The following is a 21,099-nucleotide window of genomic DNA, read 5'->3' as shown; positions in this document are numbered from 1 at the left end:
GCATCGTGACGGGACATCAGCGCGACTGGCAGGCTTTCATAACCCCGGCGGATGACGGCGCGGTCCACATGGATCTTGCCGTCGAGGGGATAACCTGTGCAGCCTGCATGGGCGACATTGAACGCGGTCTGAAGCGCTTGCCCGGCATCCGCAGCGCGCGCGTCAACCTGACCAGCCAGCGGCTTGCGGTCGATTGGGTCGAGGATCAGACCGGTGCGGAGGAAATCGTCCGGGAACTTTCCCGGCTCGGCTACACGGCGCATCCGTTTGACCCCGCCAGCCAGAAGGATCGCCAGGACAAGACCGGCAAACAGCTCCTTAGGTGTCTCGCGGTCTCCGGTTTCGCCGGCATGAACATCATGCTCCTGTCGGTCTCCGTGTGGTCGGGCAACGCGACCGACATCACGCCAGAGACACGCGACTTCTTCCATTGGCTGTCGGCCCTTATCGCGCTGCCGACGGTCGCCTATGCGGGGCGCCCGTTCGTCAAGAGCGCGTTTGGTGCGCTCGCCGCCGGCCGGCTCAACATGGATGTTCCGATCGTGATCGGGGTCTTCCTGGCCGTCGCGCTTTCCGTGGTGCAAACGCTTCAGCATCACCATCATGCCTATTTTGAATCCGCGGTCATGCTGCTGTTTTTCCTTCTGGTCGGCCGCTATCTCGATCACAACATGCGGGGGCGAACGCGCTCGTTTGCTGAAAACATCGCTGCTCTCAAAGCCGAAGTCGCTGCCCGCCTGGGACCGGACGGAACCGTCCGGGAAGTCCCGCTTTCCAAGATTGCCGCCGGCGATCTCGTTCTCGTCTCCGGCGGCGAACGCGTCCCGGTCGATGGTGTCGTCGAAAGCGGCCGGTCCGAAATCGATCAGAGCCTGGTCACGGGTGAAAGCGTTCTGGTTCCGGTCAATCCGGGACAGAGAATTTATGCCGGCACGATGAACGGGGCGGGGGCCTTGCAGGTTCGGGTCGAGGCGGCGTCCGGGGCAACGTTGCTCGACGAGGTCAACCGGTTGCTGGAGACGGCCTCGCAGGCGAAGTCTGCTTATGTGCGGATCGCGGACAGGGCCGCGCGTCTCTACGCACCCCTGGTGCACGGAGCTGCGGCTCTGACGTTCCTCGGCTGGCTTCTGGCCGGAATGAGCTGGCAGCCGGCACTTGTCATTTCGATTTCCGTTCTGATCATCACGTGTCCATGCGCTCTGGGCTTGGCCGTCCCGGCGGTTCAGGTAGTGGCGTCGGGCCAACTGTTCCGCAACGGCGTTCTGCTCAATTCGGGGGATGCGATCGAGCGTCTCGCCGAGGTGGACACGATCCTGTTTGACAAGACAGGCACTCTGACCCGGGCCGAACCCGAACTTTGCGCGGGCATCGATCCGGCAGACGAAACAATCGCGCTCGGCGGCCGTCTCGCGCTTGCGAGCCGCCATCCGCTGTCTGCGGCACTGGTGAAGGCAACCGGTGCCCTTGTGCCGCTGCCGGACGTGGAAGAGATCCCCGGTGCCGGACTGGAAACAACAGTCGGTGGCAAAAGACTGCGGCTCGGCAGTCCGCAATTCTGTGGCGCCTCCGATCTCGAGATCGAAGCCGCGCTTGCGCGCGTTCCCGGTGCGTCCTTGCTGGCGATCAGGCAGGAGAACCGGCCGGTGCGCCTGCTGACTTTCCGCCAGAGTCTGAGGCCGGATGCAAAGGACGTCATCGACGTCCTCAGGAAACGTGGCTATCGGCTGGAGATCCTGTCCGGAGACACCCGGCCCGCCGTGGCCGATTGTGCCAGGACGCTCGAAATTGCCGATTGGCAATCCGCCATGAAACCGGCGCAGAAAATTGCACGGCTGGAGGAACTTCAGGCGATGGGTCGGAAGGTTCTGATGGTCGGCGATGGCCTCAACGATGCGCCGGCGCTTGCCGGAGCACATGTGTCGCTGTCACCCGTCTCTGCGGTTCATCTGAGCCAGGCGGCGGCCGATGCCGTCTTCCTGGGTGACAGGCTGATGCCGGTTGCCGATGCCCTGCGCCTGTCAAAGAGGGCACGCGCGGCAATTGAACAGAACCTCTGGATTTCGGCGCTTTACAATGTGGTGGCCGTCCCGATCGCCGTGGCCGGCTTCGTCACACCGCTCATGGCAGCGGTGGCAATGTCCGCATCCTCGATCGCGGTCACGGCCAATGCTCTCAAGCTGAGGTGGCGCGACAAGGGCAATCGAAACGCTTCAGGCGCAGACGTCACCGGCCGGCCAGTTCCAATAGAGAGGCAAGGCTGATGGACGTCCTCATCTACCTGATCCCGATAGCGCTTCTTCTGGGAGGTCTTGGACTGGGCGCTTTTCTCTGGTCGCTCAAGAGCGGCCAGTATGATGACCTTGAAGGCGCCAAGTGGCGCATTCTGGATGACGACGACCTGCCCGGTAATCGCGATCGCTCGTGAACGGCGGCGCGCAGCCGAAGTTCAGGCGAAAATGTTGGAAAGCGCCATGGCCACGGCCAGAAGCACGAGACCGACCCCGGAGAACAGAAGCAGGTTCTCGCGCGATCCGTTCGAGTCCTTCGCGGAAGGCTCGTGACTTCCTGCGAGCTGCTCGTCTTGTCTGCTCTTGTCCGGATCTGTGGTCATTAGGCTCGTGATCATCGAAAGATTGTTTCTCGTTTTTCTGATTGCGAGCCTAGGATGATCGACAGCTCTGAAAGTCACGTTAATCCGTTGTGTTCTAAAGAGTTAACTGCGGGCAACATTACCAAGTGGTGAACCTGACATCCGCTGTTTGCGCGATCACGGTCACGAATGACGGCTCGTGTCCCATGTGCAATTTCCGGCGGCAGAGGCGGTCGGGAGCGTTTCACGGCTAACCCAATCTTCAGATTTTCATGTCAAGACGAGAGAAACTAGGAGGGTTTGGTGAGCCTCGATCTTGCCTCTTTGACGTTTTTGCTGGTCGAAGACAGTGCTTACATGCGTACGATCCTGCGGACAATGCTGCAGGGCTTCGGCGCACGCCGCATTGTGGAAGCCGAAGACGGTGCGTCCGGTCTCGAAGCGATGGACCGTGCCAACCCGGACATTCTCATCCTGGACTGGGTCATGCCCATCCTGGATGGCGCGGACATGGTGCGCATGATCCGCAGTCCGAACAATCCGTTCGCCTACATACCGATCATCATGGTCACGGCGCATACCGAACGCAGCCGGATCGTGGAAGCGCGCCGGCTGGGCGTGCACGAGTTGTTGTCCAAGCCGATCTCGGCAAAGTCTCTTTACCAGCGCGTTTAGAGCGTGATCCTGCACCCGCGGGACTTCATCAAGACGGCGACTTACTTCGGTCCGGCGCCAAGAGAGATCAGGAACAGGCAGAAAATCTGGCAGGGCGGGCCTCCGGGCCAGCCGCAGGGGCAGGCCGCCGACGGACCTGAAGAAAACGTCACGGCAATCGGATAGGTTCGGGAACCGCCTGATTTCAGGCTGCGGATTGTGCGCTGGCAGCTGCGTTTTCGCCAATTCGGGCCACTTCGCTCGCCCTGACCTCCAGAGCATTCGCAAACTGAGCCAGAACGTCGAGATCAACCGTATAGTTGTCGAGCAAGAACTGTGACAGTGTATCGATCGGAAGGTGCTGGTATCCTTCGATCGCTTCCATGAGGGCTTCCTGGGTGTCCAGTCTTTCACGCAGCTTAATCATGATTTTCCGTCGGATTGTGTTTCTGCCACGATGAATAATCATGGTTAATACGGTGTAAATACAACTGGTGCAAGAGACCATCTTCCAGGTTCGTCTGACGGCGGCAACCGTCCACAGCCCTGTGTGGAGAATTGCCGGGAATTGCTGGAAAATTGCGCAGTTTAGGCACATCTTACCGGAATGATATCAAGGGACTCATATGCCTAAAGTCGTCTATATCCTGAACGGACCCAATCTCAACCTGCTGGGGAAGAGGGAGCCCGAGATTTACGGTCATCAGACGCTGGATGACGTCAATGAGATGTGTGTCTCGCTTGCCCGGGAACTCGGGCTCGAAATCGTCTTCCGTCAGAGCAATGCGGAACACGACCTGATCGACTGGGTGCAGGAGGCGCGCGAAGCGGCCCAGGCGATCATCATCAATCCGGCGGCCTATTCCCATACCTCGATCGGGATTTTGGACGCGCTGAGCGCATGCCACTTTCCCGTACTGGAAGTGCATGTCTCCAACATACACAAAAGGGAGGCCTTCAGGCACTTCTCCTACGTGTCGCAGCGCGCGGATGCTGTTATTGCCGGTTGCGGGATCGAAGGGTACCTGTTGGCGCTTAGGCGCGCCGCCACGCTGCTTCAGGAGACCTGAGCGGCCCTGGACCCTAGTATCCGTTTCCGTGCAGGAATTCGCGTGCGATCGTCTGCGCGATGATCTTGAGATCGAGCAACAGCGACTGTCTTTCCTGGTATTCCAGGTCGTATTCGAGGCGCTTGCGCGCAGATATCGGATCCGTGGTCGCACCACGGCAGCCGTTGACCTGTGCGAGCCCCGTGATACCCGGACGGACCCGGTGACGGTTCATGTATCTTGTATCAAAGTCTTCATAGTCCCGGCCGGCCGCCAGCATGCCCGGCACGTGCGGGCGCGGACCGACAAGCGACATCTCGCCCTTGAGCACATTCACGAGCTGCGGCAATTCATCAAAGTTGCTTTTGCGCAAAAACGAACCGACCCGTGTGACACGCGGGTCGCCGCACACGGTCTGCTCAACCCCGGACCCGTCGCCCAGATGGGTGTACATGGTTCTGAACTTGAAAATTGTGAAAACAACGCCGTTCAGGCCATATCTTTCCTGCCGGAAAATGACGGGTCCCCGGCTTGTGATCTTGATCGCGATGGAAATGGCCAGCAAAAGCGGCATCAAAAGGATCAGCCCAGTGACCGCGCCAAGAATGTCGAGGGTTCTTTTCAGTTTCCTGTTGCCGGATCCGGGAGCCGGTGTCCAAGGCAACGGCTCATTGTCCTGATCGAAATGTGATCTGTGGATCTTGTAGTCAGAGCCTGTGTCGGATTGCCGGAAACTTGCGCGCTTGTCGGATCTGAGTGATTTGTTTGCCAAGCTTTGCAAGCTCCACGCTCCAATATACGGGTTTCGCGGTGTGCCTTCGAATCCAGTGAAGCGAACGCCGCTGGCGTGCGTTTCGTTAACACAAGCCCAACGAAATGCTTAAAAATCAAAATTTCAGCATGCTGATTAACAGTTCGTCCCGCGCGCCGCAACAGCATCACGGAAGACGTGAACTGATTTCCTGTAAATACTGCGGGAGTGCCGCCGGCCCCTGAAACGGCCGGCAACGGTGTGTGTTATGCGCAAGCGAGGCTTTTGGGGCGGCGTCAGTAACTGCGCCCGACACTGGTATATTCAAACCCGCGGGCGCTCATGTAGTCGGGCGTGTAGATGTTCCTGAGGTCGACCACCTTCGGCGCTTTCACCAGGGCCTTGACCCTGTCGAGGTCGAGCGCCCGGAACTGGTCCCACTCCGTGACGATGACCACGACGTCCGCGTTTTCCAGCGCATGGTAAGGACCGTCGCAGAACATGACGTCGGACATCAGATGGCTGGCCTCCTCCATGCTGGCCGGATCGTAGGCCCTGATGGTGGCACCTGCGGACTGCAGCTTCTTGACAATGTCGAGGCTGGGAGCCTCGCGCATGTCGTCGGTGTTCGGCTTGAAGGCAAGGCCGAGCAGCGCGATCGTCTTGCCGTTCACATCACCGCCCAGGAACTCGATGACCTTGTCGGCCATCTTCTTCTTTCGTTCGGCATTTACATCGATCACCGCATCGACGATCTTCAGGTCGGACTTGGCGTCTGCGGCAATCTTGGAAAGCGCCAGCGTGTCCTTGGGAAAGCAGGATCCGCCGTAGCCCGGACCGGCGTGCAGGAACTTTGATCCGATACGGTTGTCGAGGCCGATTCCGCGCGACACTTCCTGGACATTCGCACCGACGCTTTCGCAAAGATCCGCGATCTCGTTGATGAAGGTGATCTTGACGGCCAGGAAAGCGTTTGCTGCATATTTTATCAGCTCGGACGTGCGCCGTCTGGTGACGATGATCGGCGTTTCGTTGAGGAAGAGCGGACGGTAAAGTTCCCGCATGACGTCTGCCGCTTCTTCGCTGTCGGTCCCGACAACCACCCGGTCCGGCCGCTTGAAATCGTTGATGGCCGCGCCTTCGCGCAGGAATTCGGGATTGGAAACGACCGCGAACTTTGCGTCCGGATTGGTCTTGCGGATGATGTCTTCCACTTCATCGCCCGTTCCCACCGGTACGGTCGACTTGGTGACAATAACCGTAAAGCCTTCGATCAGCCGGGCGATTTCTTCCGCGGCCGCATAGACGTAGGACAGGTCAGCGTGCCCGTCTCCGCGCCTGGTGGGCGTGCCCACGGCGATGAAGACGGCATCGGCGGACCGGATCGCTTCGGACGGGTCGGTCGTGAAATAGAGGCGTTCTTCCGCAACATTCTTGGCAACCAGATCCTGAAGACCGGGTTCATAGATAGGTATCTGCCCCGAATTCAAGGCGTCAATCTTGGTGGCGTCCTTATCAATACAGGTCACCACGTGACCGAAATCGGCAAAACAAGTGCCGGATACGAGACCGACATAGCCGGTCCCAATCATTGCAACGCGCATAGCAAATTTCCAGTTCCAAATTCAGAAGCCCGCACCGGTCAGGCCGCGGGCGCACGGATCCGTGCGGCAGCGTGAAAGCTGCACAGCCCCTAACACGACTGCGGACGTGATTTCTACCCACAAAGGGTCGAACCAGGCCAACGATCTGTGCTTTACCTTAACCGGGTTTCCGGGGAGTTAGACCGTCAGATAGCGGCGAACTTCGCTCTCCGAGAGGTCCGCGCCGGAACCTGCAAGGACGACTTCCCCGCGATCCATGACCGCATATGTGTCTGCGAGGTCGCGGGCAAATTCGAAATACTGCTCAACGAGAACGATGGCCATTGTTCCCTGATCCCTGAGCCAGGCAATGGCGCGCCCGATATCCTTGATGATGGACGGTTGAATGCCCTCCGTCGGTTCGTCGAGAACCAGCAGTTTCGGCCGCGTCACCAGGGCGCGCGCAATGGCAAGCTGCTGCTGCTGGCCGCCGGAAAGGTCACCGCCCCGCCGGTTCAGCATGTCCTTGAGAACGGGAAAGAGCTCAAAGATCGTGTCGGGTATGTGCCTGTCCTTGCGTTTCACCGGAGCAAAACCAGTTTCGAGGTTTTCCTTGACCGAAAGCAGTGGGAAAATTTCCCGGCCCTGTGGCACCAGGGCGATCCCGGCACGTGCGCGCGCATGGGCGGGCAGGTTGGAAATGTCCTGCCCATCCCAGATGATCTTGCCCGAAGCAATGCCCTGCTGGCCGGAAATCGCACGCAACGTCGATGTCTTGCCGACACCGTTGCGGCCCATCAGGCACGTGACCTTTCCGGTCTCCGCCGAAAGCGAAACGCCCTTCAATGCCTGCGCAGCGCCGTAATAGAGGTCGATTTGATCAACATTCAGCATGGATCAGCGTCCCAGATAGACTTCAACAACCCGCTCATCGGCGGAAACATGATCGAGTGAACCTTCGGCGAGCACCGAGCCTTCGTGAAGAACGGTGACCTTGACCCCGAGCGAGCGCACGAAATCCATGTCGTGTTCGACGACGACAACCGAATGGTCCCGGGCAATGTCCTTGAGAAGGTCGGCGGTTTCGGCGGTTTCAGCATCGGTCATTCCCGCCGCCGGTTCATCCACCAGAAGCAGTTTCGGATCCTGGGCGAGCAGCATCCCGATTTCGAGCCACTGCTTCTGTCCATGGCTGAGATTGGCGGCAAGTTCTCCCCGTTTGTCGCTCAGCCTGATCAGTTCCAGCAATTGCTCGATCCGGCTTTTCTCTCCGCCCGTAATGACGTGGAAGAGGGTGTTGAACGGTCCCCTCGGTGCCTTGAGCGCCAGTTCCAGATTGTCCCAGACCGTGTGGCTTTCAAAGACGGTCGGCTTCTGGAACTTCCGCCCGACACCAAGCTCGGCAATCGCGGCCTCGTCCTCGCCGGTCAGGTCGATCGTTCCGTTGAAGAAGACCTCGCCGGTATCGGGCCGGGTCTTGCCGGTGATCACGTCCATCATGGTCGTCTTGCCGGCGCCGTTCGGTCCGATGATGGCGCGCATCTCGCCGGGCGCGATCATGAGCGAAAGCTCGTTCAGGGCCTTGAAGCCGTCGAAGGACACCGACACTCCGTCAAGGTAGAGCAGGCTTGTGGTCCGGGTCATGCTTCACTCCGCTGGTTGTGGATGCGCCGCCCCGGCGCGCGAGATTGCAGAGGCCGGCTTTTCGACATTCGCCTGGGCACCGGGTGACTGGGGAGGCTGCGTCGGCGGGTCACCGGATCCTTCGCCGAAGTCGGAGGAGATCTTGCGCTGGCGCAAGGCCGTCCAGCCCTGGCTCACGGTGCCGACGATTCCCTTCGGCAGGAACAGGGTCACGAAGACAAACAGGCCGCCGAGGGCAAACAGCCAGATATCCGGCAGAGCGGCCGTGAACCATGTCTTTGCAAAGTTGACCAGGACCGCACCAAGCACAGCACCGACAAGCGTTCCCCTGCCGCCGACCGCGACCCAGATCACGACTTCGATCGAGTTTGCGGGTGCGAATTCACCCGGGTTGATGATGCCGACCTGCGGGACGTAGAGCGCGCCGGCAACGCCGGCCATCATGGCCGAAAGTGTCCAGACGAACAGCTTGTAGTGTTCCACACGGTAACCGAGGAAGCGCGTCCGGCTCTCCGCATCACGAACCGCCACGAGAACCTTTCCGAGCTTCGAACGCGTGATGGACCGGCAGATCAGGAAGCAGATGACCAGGGCAATTCCCGAGGCCGCAAACAGGCCGGCACGTGTCGTGTCCGCCTGGATGTCGAAACCCAGAATGTCCTTGAAGTCGGTCAGGCCATTGTTGCCGCCAAATCCCATGTCATTGCGGAAGAACGCCAGCAGAAGCGCGTAGGTGAGGGCCTGGGTGATGATAGACAGATAGACACCTGTGACCCGCGAGCGGAAAGCGAACCAGCCGAACACGAAGGCCAGCAGTCCCGGAACCAGCACGACCATGAGGGCGGCGAACCAGAACATGTCGAAGCCGTACCAGTACCACGGCAGCTCCTGCCAGTTCAGGAACACCATGAAGTCCGGAAGGAGAGGGTCACCGTAGACCCCCCGGGTGCCGATCTGCCGCATGAGATACATGCCCATGGCGTAGCCGCCGAGTGCGAAGAATGCCGCATGGCCGAGCGAGAGAATGCCGCAATAGCCCCAGACCAGATCGACCGCCAGCGCAAGCAGCGCATAGGTCAGGTACTTGCCCATCAGCGTGACGGCATAGGTCGGCACGTGAAAGGCAGAAGTCTCCGGCACGAAAAGATTGCAGGCCGGAACGAGAATGATGACGGCGGCCATGATCGCCAGGAACACACCGGCCCGCGCATCCATCGCGCGGAAGAGAAACGACGACATCATGCTTCGACTGCCCGGCCCTTGAGGGCGAACAGCCCCCTCGGACGCTTCTGAATGAACAGGATGATAAAGACGAGAACGAAGATCTTGCCGAGCACCGCTCCTGCATAGGGTTCCAGGAACTTGTTGACCACGCCAAGTGTCATTGCGCCCACCAGCGTGCCCCAGAGGTTTCCGACACCGCCGAAGACAACGACCATGAAGCTGTCGATGATGTACCCCTGGCCGAGGTTGGGCGACACATTGTCAATCTGAGACAGCGCGACGCCGGCAATTCCGGCAATTCCGGAACCGAGACCGAAGGTCAGCGCGTCGATCCAGGGTGTGCGGATCCCCATGGAGGCCGCCATGCGCCGGTTCTGGGTAACGGCTCTCGTATAGAGCCCGAACGGCGTTTTCTTCAGGACCAGCATCAGGCCCGCAAACACCAGCAAGGCGAAGACGACGATCCACATGCGATTATAGGTGATGGTCATCTGGCCAAGTTCGAACGCTCCGGACATCCAGTCCGGGTTGCCGACTTCACGGTTCGTCGGGCCGAAGATCGAGCGCACGGCCTGTTGCAGGATGAGCGAGATCCCCCACGTAGCCAGGAGCGTTTCCAACGGGCGTCCGTAGAGCCAGCGGATGACGCCGCGCTCGATCGCAATTCCGATCAGGCCCGCGGTCAGAAAGGCGAGGGGCAGTGCGATGAAGAGAGAATAGTCGAACAGGCCCGGGGCCGATGTCCGGATGAGTTCCTGGACGACGAAGGTCGTGTAGGCCCCGATCATGACCATCTCGCCATGCGCCATGTTGATGACGCCCATCACGCCGAATGTGATGGCAAGCCCGATGGCGGCAAGCAGCAGGACCGATCCGAGCGAGATGCCGTACCAGATGTTCTGAGCCGCGTCCCATGCCGCGATGGATTTCTCGATTTTCGTGACGGCGGCCGTGGCAGCAACTTGAACCGCGCCCTCGTTGGTCGACCTGACGGCGATCAGCAGCGACAGCGCTTCGCGGTTGCCCATCTCGGAAAGCGTTTCGACAGCCGCGATCTTGTCGGCCTCGTCCAGATCCGAATTCAGAACGGCCGCAGCGCGCGCCTGTTGCATGACCCGGAGAACGTTTTCGTCCTGCTCGGCGGCAATTGCCGTGTCGAGAGCTTCGATGCTGCCGGGGTCTTTCGCCTTGAAGACGGCTTCTGCGGCCGCGATGCGGACCTTCGGGTCCGGCGCCATCAGGGTAAGGGAACCGAGCGCAGAGCGGATAACCCGTCGCAGCTTGTTGTTCACCTTGATCTTCGTGACTTCGCGCCGGCCGGCTTCGCCTTGCGCTTCCAGCGTCAGCGGATCCGTGAGTTTGAATTGTTTGCCGTCCTTCTCCGCAATGAAGACCTGCCCGTCCGACTTGCGGAAATAAAGATCACCCGCGCCCAGGGCTTCGAGCGCCGGAGCAACCGCGGGATCGCCCGTCGCCGCCAGGTTGCCGATCTGCTGCTCGGTTTCGGCGTATTTTCCCTTGGCGAGTTCGTTGATCAGCGGACGGAGCGTTTCCGGGTCGGATTGTGCAAGTGCCGGGCTGGCTAGCAGGCAAAGGAATATCAGAAGCGATTTCAAGAAGGACATAGGTCCACCGGCGCTGTGAATTTGAATAAAACGCCTCATCCCCGGGAGCCGTTCAGGCGGACCCTTGGGTCCTCCTCAGGATGAGGTTTTGGTTCTCGCGTCTTCCCGGGTTTCCCATTCGACATCCGGGACAACAGTGGCAGGAAAGGTGCGGAGCGGGCCCGTAAAAACCCGCTCCGCCGGTTCCTCCCTTAGGACCCGGAACCGCCGCACTTGCCGGTGGCGGTGTTGAAGTTGCCGCAGGAAAGCGGCGCACGCCAATCCGAGATCAGATCCTTGGAGCCTTCCAGGTAGTCGGACCATGCATCGCCAACCACCGTACCGGAGGTTTCCCAGACGGTTTCAAACTGGCCGTCGTCCTGGATCTCGCCGATCAGAACAGGCTTGGTGATGTGGTGGTTCGGCATCATGGCCGAGTATCCGCCTGTCAGGTTCGGCACGGAGACACCGACGATTGCGTCGATCACGGCATCCGGATCGGTCGTGCCGGCTTTCTCGACAGCTTCAACCCACATGTTGAAGCCGATGAAGTGTGCTTCCATCGGGTCGTTGGTCACACGGTCCTCGTCGCCGATGAAGGCATGCCATGCATCGATGAATTCGGCGTTGATGTCGGTATCGGCGGACTGGAAGTAGTTCCAGGCAGCGAGGTGGCCGACAAGCGGGCCGGTGTCGAGGCCGGCGAGTTCTTCCTCACCCACGGAGAAGGCAACGACCGGAATGTCTTCGGCCTTGATGCCGGCGTTTGCCAGTTCCTTGTAGAACGGAACGTTGGCGTCGCCGTTGATCGTGGAGACCACGGCGGTTTTCTTGCCGCCCGAACCGAAGGTCTTGATGTCCGAAACGATCGTCTGCCAGTCGGAATGACCGAACGGCGTGTAGTTGATCATGATGTCTTCTTCAGCGACACCCTTGGACTTCAGGTAGGCTTCGAGGATCTTGTTGGTCGTGCGCGGATAGACATAGTCGGTTCCGGCAAGAACCCAGCGCTCGACGCCTTCTTCGTTCATCAGGTAGTCAACAGCCGGAATCGCCTGCTGGTTCGGAGCGGCACCCGTGTAGAAAACGTTGCGCTGGGACTCTTCGCCTTCATACTGAACCGGGTAGAAGAGAAGCGAGTTCAGCTCTTCGAAGACCGGAAGCACGGACTTGCGCGAAACGGATGTCCAGCAGCCGAAGACGGCATCGACGCCGTTCACTTCGATCAGTTCGCGTGCCTTCTCGGCAAACAGCGGCCAGTCGGATGCCGGATCGACGACGACGGCTTCAAGCTTCTTGCCCAGAAGACCGCCCTTCTTGTTCTGCTCCTCGATGAGCATCAGCATGGCGTCTTTGAGCGTGGTTTCGGAGATCGCCATCGTGCCCGAAAGCGAGTGCAGGATACCGACCTTGATCGTGTCGTCGTCGGCAGCTGCGCCACCGATCATGGTGGAGGCCATCAGGCCTGCGAGGGCGAATTTGGTGAATGTGTTTTTCATGTAAGTCCCCTTGATACGATGCACCGGTTCCCTGCCGGTGCAGGACGGCTGGAAGGATTGCCGCCATCGGGGACGGATCGTGCGCCGGAACAACTGCGGCGCAACATACGTCAATTGACGTAAGCGGCGGTGGGGACGGTCCGGCATTGCCGGCACCGGTCGGCACGGATTGTGCTGTGTAGATCGCCTTGGACTGTAAACAGGGAAAGTTGGGGCAATGCAGACGGCTTTTTGCCGAAAAAATAGGCACATGGCCAAAAGCAGGGCAGGGAAGACGCATTGACCGCCCGTCAGCGCATATTGCCCGTTCGCCGTCAGTACAACAAATGGGTCAACAACCAGACGCTTGAGGACTATGCCCTCCGTTTCACGGCCAAGGGCGCGCGCCGGTTTTCCTCGCGGGCCATTTCCCAGACCGCGATAGGCGCGATCTCCTTTCTGGCGCTGGAAGCGATCGGCGGTGCGATCACGCTGTCTCACGGGACCGCCAACGCCTTCGTCGCCATCCTGGTGGGAAGCCTGGTCCTCCTGATCGTCGGCTTGCCGATCAGCCGCTATGCCATGCGTTACGGCGTCGATATCGACCTGCTGACCCGCGGCGCGGGGTTTGGTTACATCGGATCGACCATAACGTCGCTCATCTACGCCAGTTTCACCTTCATCCTGTTCGCCATCGAAGCCTCGATCATGTCGAGCGCGCTCGAGTTCGCCTTCGGTGTCCCCCTCTGGCTGGGATACATCATCAGCGCCGTCGCCGTCATTCCGCTGGTGACCCACGGCATCACCTGGATCAGCCGGTTCCAGCTTGCCACCCAGCCGTTCTGGATCGTCCTGAACATCCTGCCCTTCGTGTTCATCGCGTTTACGGACTGGCAGTCTGTCGGACAGTGGCTGACATTCTCCGGTATCGATCCGGTAACCCAGGCACCCAGGACCGAACCGGGAGGCTGGGAAAGCGTCAACCTGATCAGCTTTGGTGCTGCGACAGCCGTCATCCTTGCCCTGATGGCGCAGATCGGTGAACAGGTCGATTTCCTCCGGTTCCTGCCTGCGGAAGACTTTGCGCGCCGACGGCACCGGCTCGCCCTTTTCCTTGCCGGACCGGGCTGGGTCGTTCTGGGCGCTCCGAAAATGATCGCGGGGTCCTTCCTCGCCGTGCTGGTGCTGTCGCACGGCGTCCCCGTCGAGCACGCCGACGAACCCTCGCGCATGTATACCGTTGCTTTCGGCTACATGATCCCCAACGAGACCGTCGTGCTCCTGCTGATGGCTGCCTTTGTCGTGGTCGCCCAGCTCAAGATCAACGTGATGAACGCCTATGCCGGGTCTCTTGCCTGGTCGAACTTCTTCTCAAGGCTGACGCATTCGCATCCCGGACGCGTGGTCTGGCTGGTGTTCAATGTCGGAATCGCCCTGCTTCTGATGGAACTTGGCATCTACACGTTGCTGGAGGAGACGCTCGGGGTCTTTTCCATTGTCGCAATGGCCTGGCTGTCTGCGATCTCCGCGGATCTGTTCATCAACAAGCCGCTCGGACTGTCGCCGCCCGGCATCGAATTCAAGCGGGCCCACCTTTATGACATCAATCCCGTCGGGACCGGCGCGATGCTGCTTGCGGCGGGTCTTTCGCTTGCAGCGCATTTTGGCCAGTTCGGAGAAGTCCCGGCGGCACTCGCCACCTTCCTGGCGATGGCGATCGCTTTTGTGGCAGCGCCCCTGATCGCCTACGCGACCAGGGGAAAATACTATCTGGCGCGCAAGCCGCGTGCCAGTTGGCAGGACAAATCAAGCATTGCCTGTTCGATTTGCGAAAATCCCTTCGAACCGGAGGACATGGCCTACTGCCCGGCCTATCAGGCACCGATCTGCTCGCTGTGCTGCTCGCTCGATGCAAGGTGCCATGATTCCTGCAAGCCCAATGCACGCTTGGCGCATCAGGTCGGCAGCGTCGCATCGCTGGTGTTGCCGGAACAGGTGATCTCCTCCCTGAACTCGCGTCTGGGCCGCTACGCCATCGCGTCAGCAATTTCCATCACCGGGATCGGCCTCGTCCTGTGGGTGATCTACGCGCAGGCCGTTAGCCGCTTCGGAGATCCGACCGGCATCATCGCCCAGACGATCACCCTGATTTTCTTCGTCTTCACGATCGTCGCCGGAATAGCCTGCTGGTTCCTGGTTCTCGCCCATGACACGCGCCGGGTCGCCGAGGAAGAATCGGCGCGCCAGAACGCCCTCCTCCAGAAGGAGATAGACGCGCACGGCGTGACCGATGCGGCCCTGCAAAAGGCCAAGGAAGATGCCGAGGCGGCGAACCTCGCCAAGAGCCGCTACGTGGTTGGTCTCAGCCACGAACTCAGGACGCCTCTGAATGCCGTGCTCGGCTATGCGCAGGTGCTGGAACGTGATGAAACGCTGCCCATGGCCCGCAAGCCCGCCGTCAGCACGATCCGGCGCAGTGCCGAACATCTCTCCGGTCTGATCGACGGGCTGCTGGACATATCGCGGATCGAGGCGGGCCGTCTGCAGATCTACTCCAACGAGATCAACATCCACGATTTCCTCGACCAGATCGTCGACATGTTCGAAATGCAGGCAAGCGCGAAGGGGCTCGGGTTCGAATTCGACGCCGCGCCCAACCTGCCGGTCTTCGTCAGGACCGACGAGAAGCGATTGCGTCAGATTCTGGTCAACCTTCTCTCCAACGCCATCAAGTTCACCGAAAGCGGCAAGGTTTCGCTCAGCGTTGGCTACCGGTCCCAGGTCGCAAGCTTCGTCATCAGGGACACCGGGCCGGGTATCGATCTCAAAGAGCAGGCCAAGATCTTCGAACCGTTCGGCCGCAGTAAGGCGCCGGCGAGCCGCTCTGCCCCGGGGCTTGGCCTCGGCCTGACCATCACCAAGCTCTTGACGGAAACCATGGGCGGGGCGATCGCGCTCGCGAGCGAGCCCGGAAAGGGCGCATCCTTCGAGGTTCGCCTCATGCTGGCCGCCGTGGACCGGCCGGTCGACATCGTGCGCCTTGAGCACCAGGTGAGGGGCTACAAGGGCGCGCGCAAGACCATCGCCGTGGTCGACGACAATCCCGACCACCGCGCGCTGGTGAGTGAAATCCTGAAACCGATCGGCTTCACGGTCCTGGAAGCCGCAAACGGGTCAGAGTGCCTTTCGGCGCTGGTTGATCTTGCGCCGGATCTCTATCTCGTCGACATTCTGATGCCCGGCATGAACGGATGGGAACTGACCCAGGCGCTGCGCCGCGCGGATGAGCACACACCGATCGTAATGCTGTCGGCCAATATCGGCGACCAGTCTCTTCGGCCCGACGGGCCCTCGCTCCATGATGCGACCCTGGCGAAACCGTTTGACATCGGCCAGTTGCTTGATCTGTTGCAGAAGCATCTCGGCCTGACCTGGACGGAGACGGTTCAGCAGGACGGCCCGGAACCTGCCAAACGGGTACGCCTGAGATCACCGGGTGCAAAACATGTCGCCGATCTGATCTCGCTAGCCGAGATCGGATATGTGGAGGGGATCGAGGCAAAGCTTGCCGAACTTGCCGGGACACCCGAGAATAAACCCCTTGTCGAAACGCTTCATGGTCATCTCAACCGCTTTGATTTTGACGCTTACAACGACGTTCTGAGCGAACTGGAAACCAATGACGGATGACCGCCGCGATACCGTCCTTGTGGTGGACGACAGCCCGGAAACCCTCGGGTTCGTGACCGAGGCGCTGAAAAAGACGGGCGTCGCCGTCCTGGTTGCGACCAGCGGCGAGGCGGCGCTCACGATTTGCGGCAAGGTCACGCCCGACACGATCCTGATGGACGCGGTCATGCCCGGGCTGGACGGCTTCGAAACCTGCCGGAGGATCAAGGACAACCCGGCCCTGAAGCATGTGCCGGTGATCTTCATGACGGGGCTGTCGGAAACCGAGCATATCGTGAAGGCGCTGGAATCGGGTGGTGTCGACTTCCTGACCAAGCCGATCGACGTTGATGAACTGAAGGCGCGCATCAAGGTTCATCTCAAGAATGCGCGTTCGGTGCAGAGCGCCCACGTCGCGCTGGATGCCGCCGGCCGCCATCTCGTCGCGGTCAATGCAGCAGGCAACATTCTCTGGTCGACGCCGCAGATCCAGTCGCTTCTCGAACAGGCCGGAAACGCGGAGACGAGCCTGCGGCAGCTTGGCAAGGCGCTTGGCGACTGGCTCGACACGTCAGAACCTTCCGGCGCCTACCACAAGAGTTTCATGCTCGGGCTGTCCGACAAGCTCGCGGTCCAGCTGCATCCGCTTGGCCGCGTCGGGCCGGACGAAAACTTGTTCCGCGTCACGAAAGAGGACGAAGCGGGTCAGATCCGGGCGCTTCAGGACCGGTTCGAACTCACCCAGCGCGAAGCCGAGGTGCTGATCTGGATCGCCAAGGGCAAGTCGAACAAGGACATCGGCGAGATCCTCGGTCTCTCGCCGCGCACGGTCAACAAGCACCTCGAGCAGATCTTCGTCAAACTCGGCGTCGAAAACAGGGCGTCAGCGGCTGTGCGTGCAGCTGAAATCATCTACGCGCTGTAGGCGTTTCGTGACTGCGCAGGCTTGGCCTTTTCTTTTGACCGCAAAACTCTACGTCTTTCCTTGATTGCCGAAGTTTAATGAGAATCGTTCGCAACTGGGTTGACAGTTGCAAATGATTTGCAATATCAATTGCAGAAGATGGAGCGAAATCCCAGTTTGGAGTCCGGAATGATCAGAAGGTCCTTGTTTGCCGCGTCCATGACCTCCCTCGCGATACTCCTGTCACCGGTTGCCCAGGCGGCTGACAAGATGAAGGTCGCGACCACCTTTACCGTGATTGCCGACATCGCCGGCAATGTGGCGGGAGAGGCTGCCGAAGTCGTGTCGATCACCAAACCGGGCGCGGAAATCCACGGTTACCAGCCGACACCACAGGACATCGTACGGGCATCCGATGCCGATCTGATCCTCTGGAACGGCATGAACCTGGAACTCTGGTTCGAGCAGTTCCTGTCCAATCTCGGTGACATCCCGTCGGCGACGCTGACGGACGGCATCGATCCGATCGCCATCCGTTCGGGCGCCTATCAAGGCAAGCCGAATCCGCATGCCTGGATGGGGCTCGACAACGCGCTGGTCTATATCGACAACATCGTTGCGGCCTTTTCAGCGCAGGATCCGGATAACGCCGCGACATACGAACAGAATGCGGAAGCCTACAAGGAGCAGTTGCGGGCGACCATCGAACCGCTTCGCGAGGCGGTTGCGGAAATCCCGGAGGCGCAGCGCTGGCTGGTTACCTGCGAAGGGGCCTTCAGTTATCTCGCCCGGGACTTCGGCATGAAGGAACTCTATCTCTGGCCGATGAATGCCGACCAGGTCGGCACGCCTCAGCAGGTGAGGTCCGTGATCGATGGTGTCAGGGAAAACGAGATCCCGGTCGTCTTCTGCGAAAGCACGGTGAACACCGCGCCGGCAAAGCAGGTCGCGCGTGAGACCGGCGCAAGCTACGGCGGCGAGCTCTACGTGGACTCGTTGAGCGAGGCCGGTGGCAAGGTGCCGACCTATCTCGATCTCCTGAGAGTGACCGCCACAACCGTTGCCGAAGGTTTGAAGTCGGCGTCGAACTGATCGCTGCGGGCCGAGCGGCCGCCACCCGATTGTTATGTCGTGAAGAGTACTCTTTAATGGGGTGACCCGTGCTGCAAATCGTCAAGGACCCCGAAATGGATGCGACCGTGTCAGCGGACGCTGGCGGACTTTCCGCAAAGGATGTGACCGTTACCTATCGCAACGGTCACACGGCGTTGTGGAATGCAAGTTTTTCCATTCCAAGGGGCACGGTGACGGCCTTGGTTGGCGTGAACGGTGCGGGCAAGTCGACGCTGTTCAAGGCGATCATGGGTTTTGTCCCTGCGGCACAGGGCGAGATACGCATTCTCGATCTGCCGGTGCGCGAGGCGCTGAAGCAGAACCTGGTTGCGTATGTGCCGCAATCGGAGGAGGTCGACTGGTCTTTCCCGGTACTGGTCGAGGACGTCGTCATGATGGGCCGGTACGGCCACATGGGGTTTTTGCGCCGTCCGAAACCGGCCGATCACGCTGCGGTCGACACGGCGCTGCGCCGGGTCAACATGCAGGACTTCCGCCAGCGCCAGATCGGCGAATTGTCCGGCGGGCAGCGCAAACGCGTCTTTCTTGCCCGTGCGCTCGCACAGGACGGCCAGGTTATTCTACTGGATGAACCCTTCACCGGCGTGGACGTCAAGACCGAAGAGCAGATTGTTGCGCTTCTGAAGGAACTCCGGGAGGAGGGCCGGGTCATGCTGGTTTCGACCCATAATCTCGGCTCGGTTCCCGAGTTCTGCGATCGGACCGTGCTGGTGAAGGGAACCGTGCTGGCCTATGGCGCGACGCAGACGACCTTCACACGGGAAAACCTGGAACAGGCCTTCGGTGGCGTGTTGCGCCATTTCACCATTTCGGACGAAACGCTGCACACCGATGGTGACCAGCGCACGGTAACGATCCTCACCGACGACGAAAGACCGTTCGTGCAGTACGGCGACGAGGTCCAGACCACGGACGGCAAGCGATGATGTCGATCCTTCTGGAACCTTTTGCCTACAATTACATGGTCAATGCCATGTGGGTTTCGGCCCTGGTGGGCGGTGTCTGTGCATTTCTGTCCGCATACCTGATGCTGAAGGGCTGGTCCCTGATCGGAGATGCACTGTCTCACTCCGTCGTGCCGGGCGTCGCCGGGGCCTACGTTCTCGGACTGCCGTTTTCGCTCGGCGCCTTTCTCGCGGGCGGGCTGGCCGCCGGTGCGATGCTTTTCCTCTCAGAACGATCCGGATTGAAACCGGACGTTATCATCGGTCTTATCTTCACCTCCTTTTTCGGCCTCGGCCTGTTCATTGTTTCCGTGAACCCGATGTCGGTCTCCATCCAGACAATCACGATGGGCAACATCCTGGCGATCACGCCCGAAGACACCCTCCAGCTTGCCATCATCGGTTTTGTGTCGCTGGCGGTACTGCTGGCGAAGTGGAAAGACCTGATGGTGACGTTCTTCGACGAGAGCCATGCACGTTCCATCGGTTTGAACCCGGGCGCATTGAAAGCCGTTTTCTTCGTGCTTCTGTCCGCCTCCGTGGTCGCGGCGATGCAGACGGTGGGAGCGTTCCTGGTCATCGCCATGGTGGTGACGCCCGGTGCCACGGCCTATCTGCTGTGCGACCGCTTTCCGCGTCTGATCGCGCTCTCTGTCGCCATCGGCGCGCTGACCAGCTTTTCAGGCGCTTATGTCAGCTACTTCCTGGATGGCGCGACGGGTGGCATTATCGTGACGCTTCAGACCCTGGTCTTTCTGACCGCATTCGTGTTCGCGCCCAAGCACGGGCTTTTGGCAGCAAGGCGCAAGGCGGCGGCAGCCCTTCGGGAAGGTCAGCCGAACGAAGCGGACCAGAAAGGCGGGGAGGCCGCCTGATGGATCTCGATACGCTGCTGTTGCCGTTCCGCTTCCCCTTCATGCAGAACGCCTTTCTGATCTGCATCATCGTCTCCATCCCGACCGCGCTGCTCTCGTGCTTTCTGGTCATGAAGGGCTGGGCGCTGATGGGCGATGCGGTCAGCCATGCGATCCTGCCCGGGATCGTGGTTGCCTATATATTCGGTATTCCGCTCCTGATCGGCGCGTTTGCGGCCGGAATGGTCTGCGCCCTGGCAACCGGGTATCTGGCCGGCAACAGCCGGGTGAAGCAGGACACCGTGATGGGTGTCGTCTTCTCGGGCATGTTCGGCCTCGGGATCGTGCTTTACGTCGCCATCGAAACCGACGCCCATCTCGATCATATCCTGTTCGGCAACATGCTCGGCGTCGGAACGTCGGATCTCGTCACCGCCGGTATCATCGCGCATCTCGTGAGCGGTGCCCTGGTGCTGAAGTGGAAGGATCTCGTCCTGCACAGTTTCGATGCCGCACAGGCCCGTGCATCGGGTCTACCCGTCAACCTGCTGCATTACGGGCTTCTGGCGGCGCTTTCGCTCACTATCGTGGCCACCCTTTCGGCGGCAGGTCTTATCCTCGCCATCGGGTTGCTGATCGCACCCGGGGCAATTGCCTTCCTGCTGGTGAGAACCTTCGGCACCATGCTCTGGGTGTCTGTACTTGTCTGCATGTCGTCCATGCTCGCCGGAACCTACGCCAGTTTCTTTCTCGACAGCGCCCCCGCGCCGACGATCATCCTGATCCTGACGCTGGTGTTCGTTGCGGCCTTCGCGCGGCGGCTCCTGCTGACGAGAGCGGCGTCAGCTGCCAAGACGGGTTGAGAGAACGATAGGCGGCAACGGCAGAGCATTTCCGAGGATCACGCGGAATTCCCATAACCGAAATTTCCGTTTGCAGAACTGAAAGGCCCTGTTGTTTTTTCGAAAACGACGTGGCCAGCTGAAACAAAGTTAACAAATAAAGCATTGAAAAAAA

18 protein-coding genes and 1 pseudogene are annotated in these 21,099 nt (G+C 60.2%); 10 read left to right on the top strand and 9 right to left on the bottom strand.

Annotated elements, in window-relative coordinates; translation table 11 throughout:
• Nucleotides 1-5 precede the first annotated feature (5 nt).
• Both ACO08A_RS02735 and ccoS read left to right on the top strand, forming a co-directional pair.
• On the top strand, nt 6-2,261 hold the full coding sequence (locus ACO08A_RS02735; protein ID WP_422039718.1) for a cation-translocating P-type ATPase: 2,256 nt from the start codon (nt 6-8) through the stop codon (nt 2,259-2,261).
• Entirely contained in the window at nt 2,261-2,425 is a 165-nt protein-coding gene (gene ccoS, locus ACO08A_RS02730) for a cbb3-type cytochrome oxidase assembly protein CcoS (protein ID WP_422039717.1), read from the top strand. Before ACO08A_RS02735 ends, ccoS begins: the two co-directional genes overlap by 1 nt.
• Before the next feature lie 21 nt (nt 2,426-2,446).
• Here the strand turns inward: ccoS and ACO08A_RS02725 are convergent, their stop codons facing one another.
• Nucleotides 2,447-2,626: a hypothetical protein gene (locus tag ACO08A_RS02725; RefSeq protein ID WP_421981886.1), complete on the bottom strand. Its 180-nt coding sequence runs from the start codon at nt 2,624-2,626 to the stop codon at nt 2,447-2,449.
• 321 nt (nt 2,627-2,947) lie between these two features.
• Between ACO08A_RS02725 and ACO08A_RS02720 the strand changes: the two are divergent.
• Nucleotides 2,948-3,430, top strand: a pseudogene (locus ACO08A_RS02720) (response regulator).
• A gap of 19 nt (nt 3,431-3,449) precedes the next feature.
• On the opposite strand, the gene ACO08A_RS02715 reads toward ACO08A_RS02720, so the two are convergent.
• The gene (locus ACO08A_RS02715; protein ID WP_422039716.1) at nt 3,450-3,671 is read right to left on the bottom strand and encodes a hypothetical protein; all 222 of its coding nucleotides are present in this window, start codon (nt 3,669-3,671) and stop codon (nt 3,450-3,452) included.
• Nucleotides 3,672-3,870: 199 nt separating this feature from the next.
• Between ACO08A_RS02715 and aroQ the strand changes: the two genes are divergently transcribed.
• Complete coding sequence (aroQ, locus tag ACO08A_RS02710) at nt 3,871-4,314, top strand: type II 3-dehydroquinate dehydratase (RefSeq protein ID WP_422039715.1); 444 nt, start codon at nt 3,871-3,873, stop codon at nt 4,312-4,314.
• Nucleotides 4,315-4,327: 13 nt separating this feature from the next.
• On the opposite strand, the gene ACO08A_RS02705 is transcribed toward aroQ, so the two are convergent.
• The 7 genes from ACO08A_RS02705 to urtA all read right to left on the bottom strand — a co-directional run bounded on the left by ACO08A_RS02705 (nt 4,328) and on the right by urtA (nt 12,598).
• A complete protein-coding gene (locus tag ACO08A_RS02705; protein WP_422039714.1) occupies nt 4,328-5,065 on the bottom strand; it encodes a sugar transferase in 738 nt (245 codons plus the stop codon).
• A gap of 275 nt (nt 5,066-5,340) precedes the next feature.
• Nucleotides 5,341-6,648 carry a UDP-glucose dehydrogenase family protein gene (locus tag ACO08A_RS02700; protein WP_422039713.1) on the bottom strand — a complete coding sequence of 436 codons (1,308 nt, stop codon included), beginning with the start codon at nt 6,646-6,648 and terminating at the stop codon, nt 5,341-5,343.
• A gap of 177 nt (nt 6,649-6,825) precedes the next feature.
• The gene (urtE, locus tag ACO08A_RS02695; protein ID WP_421981892.1) at nt 6,826-7,521 is read right to left on the bottom strand and encodes an urea ABC transporter ATP-binding subunit UrtE; all 696 of its coding nucleotides are present in this window, start codon (nt 7,519-7,521) and stop codon (nt 6,826-6,828) included.
• A gap of 3 nt (nt 7,522-7,524) precedes the next feature.
• Nucleotides 7,525-8,271: an urea ABC transporter ATP-binding protein UrtD gene (gene urtD, locus ACO08A_RS02690; protein ID WP_422039712.1), complete on the bottom strand. Its 747-nt coding sequence runs from the start codon at nt 8,269-8,271 to the stop codon at nt 7,525-7,527.
• A 3-nt stretch (nt 8,272-8,274) separates the two neighbouring features.
• Nucleotides 8,275-9,513, bottom strand: a complete 1,239-nt coding sequence (gene urtC / locus ACO08A_RS02685) for an urea ABC transporter permease subunit UrtC (protein ID WP_422039711.1) — start codon at nt 9,511-9,513, stop codon at nt 8,275-8,277.
• On the bottom strand, nt 9,510-11,120 hold the full coding sequence (urtB, locus tag ACO08A_RS02680) for an urea ABC transporter permease subunit UrtB (protein ID WP_422039710.1): 1,611 nt from the start codon (nt 11,118-11,120) through the stop codon (nt 9,510-9,512). The genes urtC and urtB overlap by 4 nt, the downstream gene beginning before the upstream one ends.
• 191 nt (nt 11,121-11,311) lie before the next feature.
• On the bottom strand, nt 11,312-12,598 hold the full coding sequence (urtA, locus tag ACO08A_RS02675; protein WP_421981896.1) for an urea ABC transporter substrate-binding protein: 1,287 nt from the start codon (nt 12,596-12,598) through the stop codon (nt 11,312-11,314).
• 279 nt (nt 12,599-12,877) lie between these two features.
• Between urtA and ACO08A_RS02670 the strand changes: the two genes are divergently transcribed.
• The 6 genes from ACO08A_RS02670 to ACO08A_RS02645 all read left to right on the top strand — a co-directional run bounded on the left by ACO08A_RS02670 (nt 12,878) and on the right by ACO08A_RS02645 (nt 20,945).
• A complete protein-coding gene (locus ACO08A_RS02670) occupies nt 12,878-16,267 on the top strand; it encodes an ATP-binding protein (RefSeq protein WP_422039709.1) in 3,390 nt (1,129 codons plus the stop codon).
• Nucleotides 16,257-17,171 carry a response regulator gene (locus ACO08A_RS02665; RefSeq protein ID WP_422039708.1) on the top strand — a complete coding sequence of 305 codons (915 nt, stop codon included), beginning with the start codon at nt 16,257-16,259 and terminating at the stop codon, nt 17,169-17,171. The genes ACO08A_RS02670 and ACO08A_RS02665 overlap by 11 nt, the downstream gene beginning before the upstream one ends.
• Nucleotides 17,172-17,369: 198 nt before the next feature.
• The gene (locus ACO08A_RS02660) at nt 17,370-18,242 is read left to right on the top strand and encodes a metal ABC transporter substrate-binding protein (protein ID WP_422041847.1); all 873 of its coding nucleotides are present in this window, start codon (nt 17,370-17,372) and stop codon (nt 18,240-18,242) included.
• 95 nt (nt 18,243-18,337) lie between these two features.
• Nucleotides 18,338-19,210: a manganese/iron ABC transporter ATP-binding protein gene (locus ACO08A_RS02655; protein WP_422041846.1), complete on the top strand. Its 873-nt coding sequence runs from the start codon at nt 18,338-18,340 to the stop codon at nt 19,208-19,210.
• Nucleotides 19,207-20,103, top strand: coding sequence for a metal ABC transporter permease (locus tag ACO08A_RS02650; RefSeq protein WP_422039707.1), 897 nt, complete (start codon nt 19,207-19,209; stop codon nt 20,101-20,103). The genes ACO08A_RS02655 and ACO08A_RS02650 overlap by 4 nt, the downstream gene beginning before the upstream one ends.
• A complete protein-coding gene (locus tag ACO08A_RS02645) occupies nt 20,103-20,945 on the top strand; it encodes a metal ABC transporter permease (RefSeq protein WP_422039706.1) in 843 nt (280 codons plus the stop codon). Before ACO08A_RS02650 ends, ACO08A_RS02645 begins: the two co-directional genes overlap by 1 nt.
• Nucleotides 20,946-21,099: the final 154 nt, after the last annotated feature.

This window comes from Roseibium sp. (assembly GCF_965232425.1).
Lineage (GTDB): Bacteria > Pseudomonadota > Alphaproteobacteria > Rhizobiales > Stappiaceae > Roseibium.
Note: the sequence above shows the minus strand (reverse complement) of the source record. Positions and strands in the feature narration are given on the sequence as shown.

Coding starts and splice junctions, on each gene's coding strand:
- ccoS (WP_422039717.1), top strand. CDS start 2,261: ATGGACGTCCTCATCTACCTGATCCCGATAGCGCTTCTTCTGGGAGGT.
- ACO08A_RS02725 (WP_421981886.1), bottom strand. CDS start 2,626: ATGATCACGAGCCTAATGACCACAGATCCGGACAAGAGCAGACAAGAC.
- ACO08A_RS02715 (WP_422039716.1), bottom strand. CDS start 3,671: ATGATTAAGCTGCGTGAAAGACTGGACACCCAGGAAGCCCTCATGGAA.
- aroQ (WP_422039715.1), top strand. CDS start 3,871: ATGCCTAAAGTCGTCTATATCCTGAACGGACCCAATCTCAACCTGCTG.
- ACO08A_RS02700 (WP_422039713.1), bottom strand. CDS start 6,648: ATGCGCGTTGCAATGATTGGGACCGGCTATGTCGGTCTCGTATCCGGC.
- urtE (WP_421981892.1), bottom strand. CDS start 7,521: ATGCTGAATGTTGATCAAATCGACCTCTATTACGGCGCTGCGCAGGCA.
- urtD (WP_422039712.1), bottom strand. CDS start 8,271: ATGACCCGGACCACAAGCCTGCTCTACCTTGACGGAGTGTCGGTGTCC.
- urtC (WP_422039711.1), bottom strand. CDS start 9,513: ATGATGTCGTCGTTTCTCTTCCGCGCGATGGATGCGCGGGCCGGTGTG.
- urtB (WP_422039710.1), bottom strand. CDS start 11,120: ATGTCCTTCTTGAAATCGCTTCTGATATTCCTTTGCCTGCTAGCCAGC.
- urtA (WP_421981896.1), bottom strand. CDS start 12,598: ATGAAAAACACATTCACCAAATTCGCCCTCGCAGGCCTGATGGCCTCC.
- ACO08A_RS02665 (WP_422039708.1), top strand. CDS start 16,257: ATGACGGATGACCGCCGCGATACCGTCCTTGTGGTGGACGACAGCCCG.
- ACO08A_RS02660 (WP_422041847.1), top strand. CDS start 17,370: ATGACCTCCCTCGCGATACTCCTGTCACCGGTTGCCCAGGCGGCTGAC.
- ACO08A_RS02655 (WP_422041846.1), top strand. CDS start 18,338: ATGGATGCGACCGTGTCAGCGGACGCTGGCGGACTTTCCGCAAAGGAT.
- ACO08A_RS02650 (WP_422039707.1), top strand. CDS start 19,207: ATGATGTCGATCCTTCTGGAACCTTTTGCCTACAATTACATGGTCAAT.
- ACO08A_RS02645 (WP_422039706.1), top strand. CDS start 20,103: ATGGATCTCGATACGCTGCTGTTGCCGTTCCGCTTCCCCTTCATGCAG.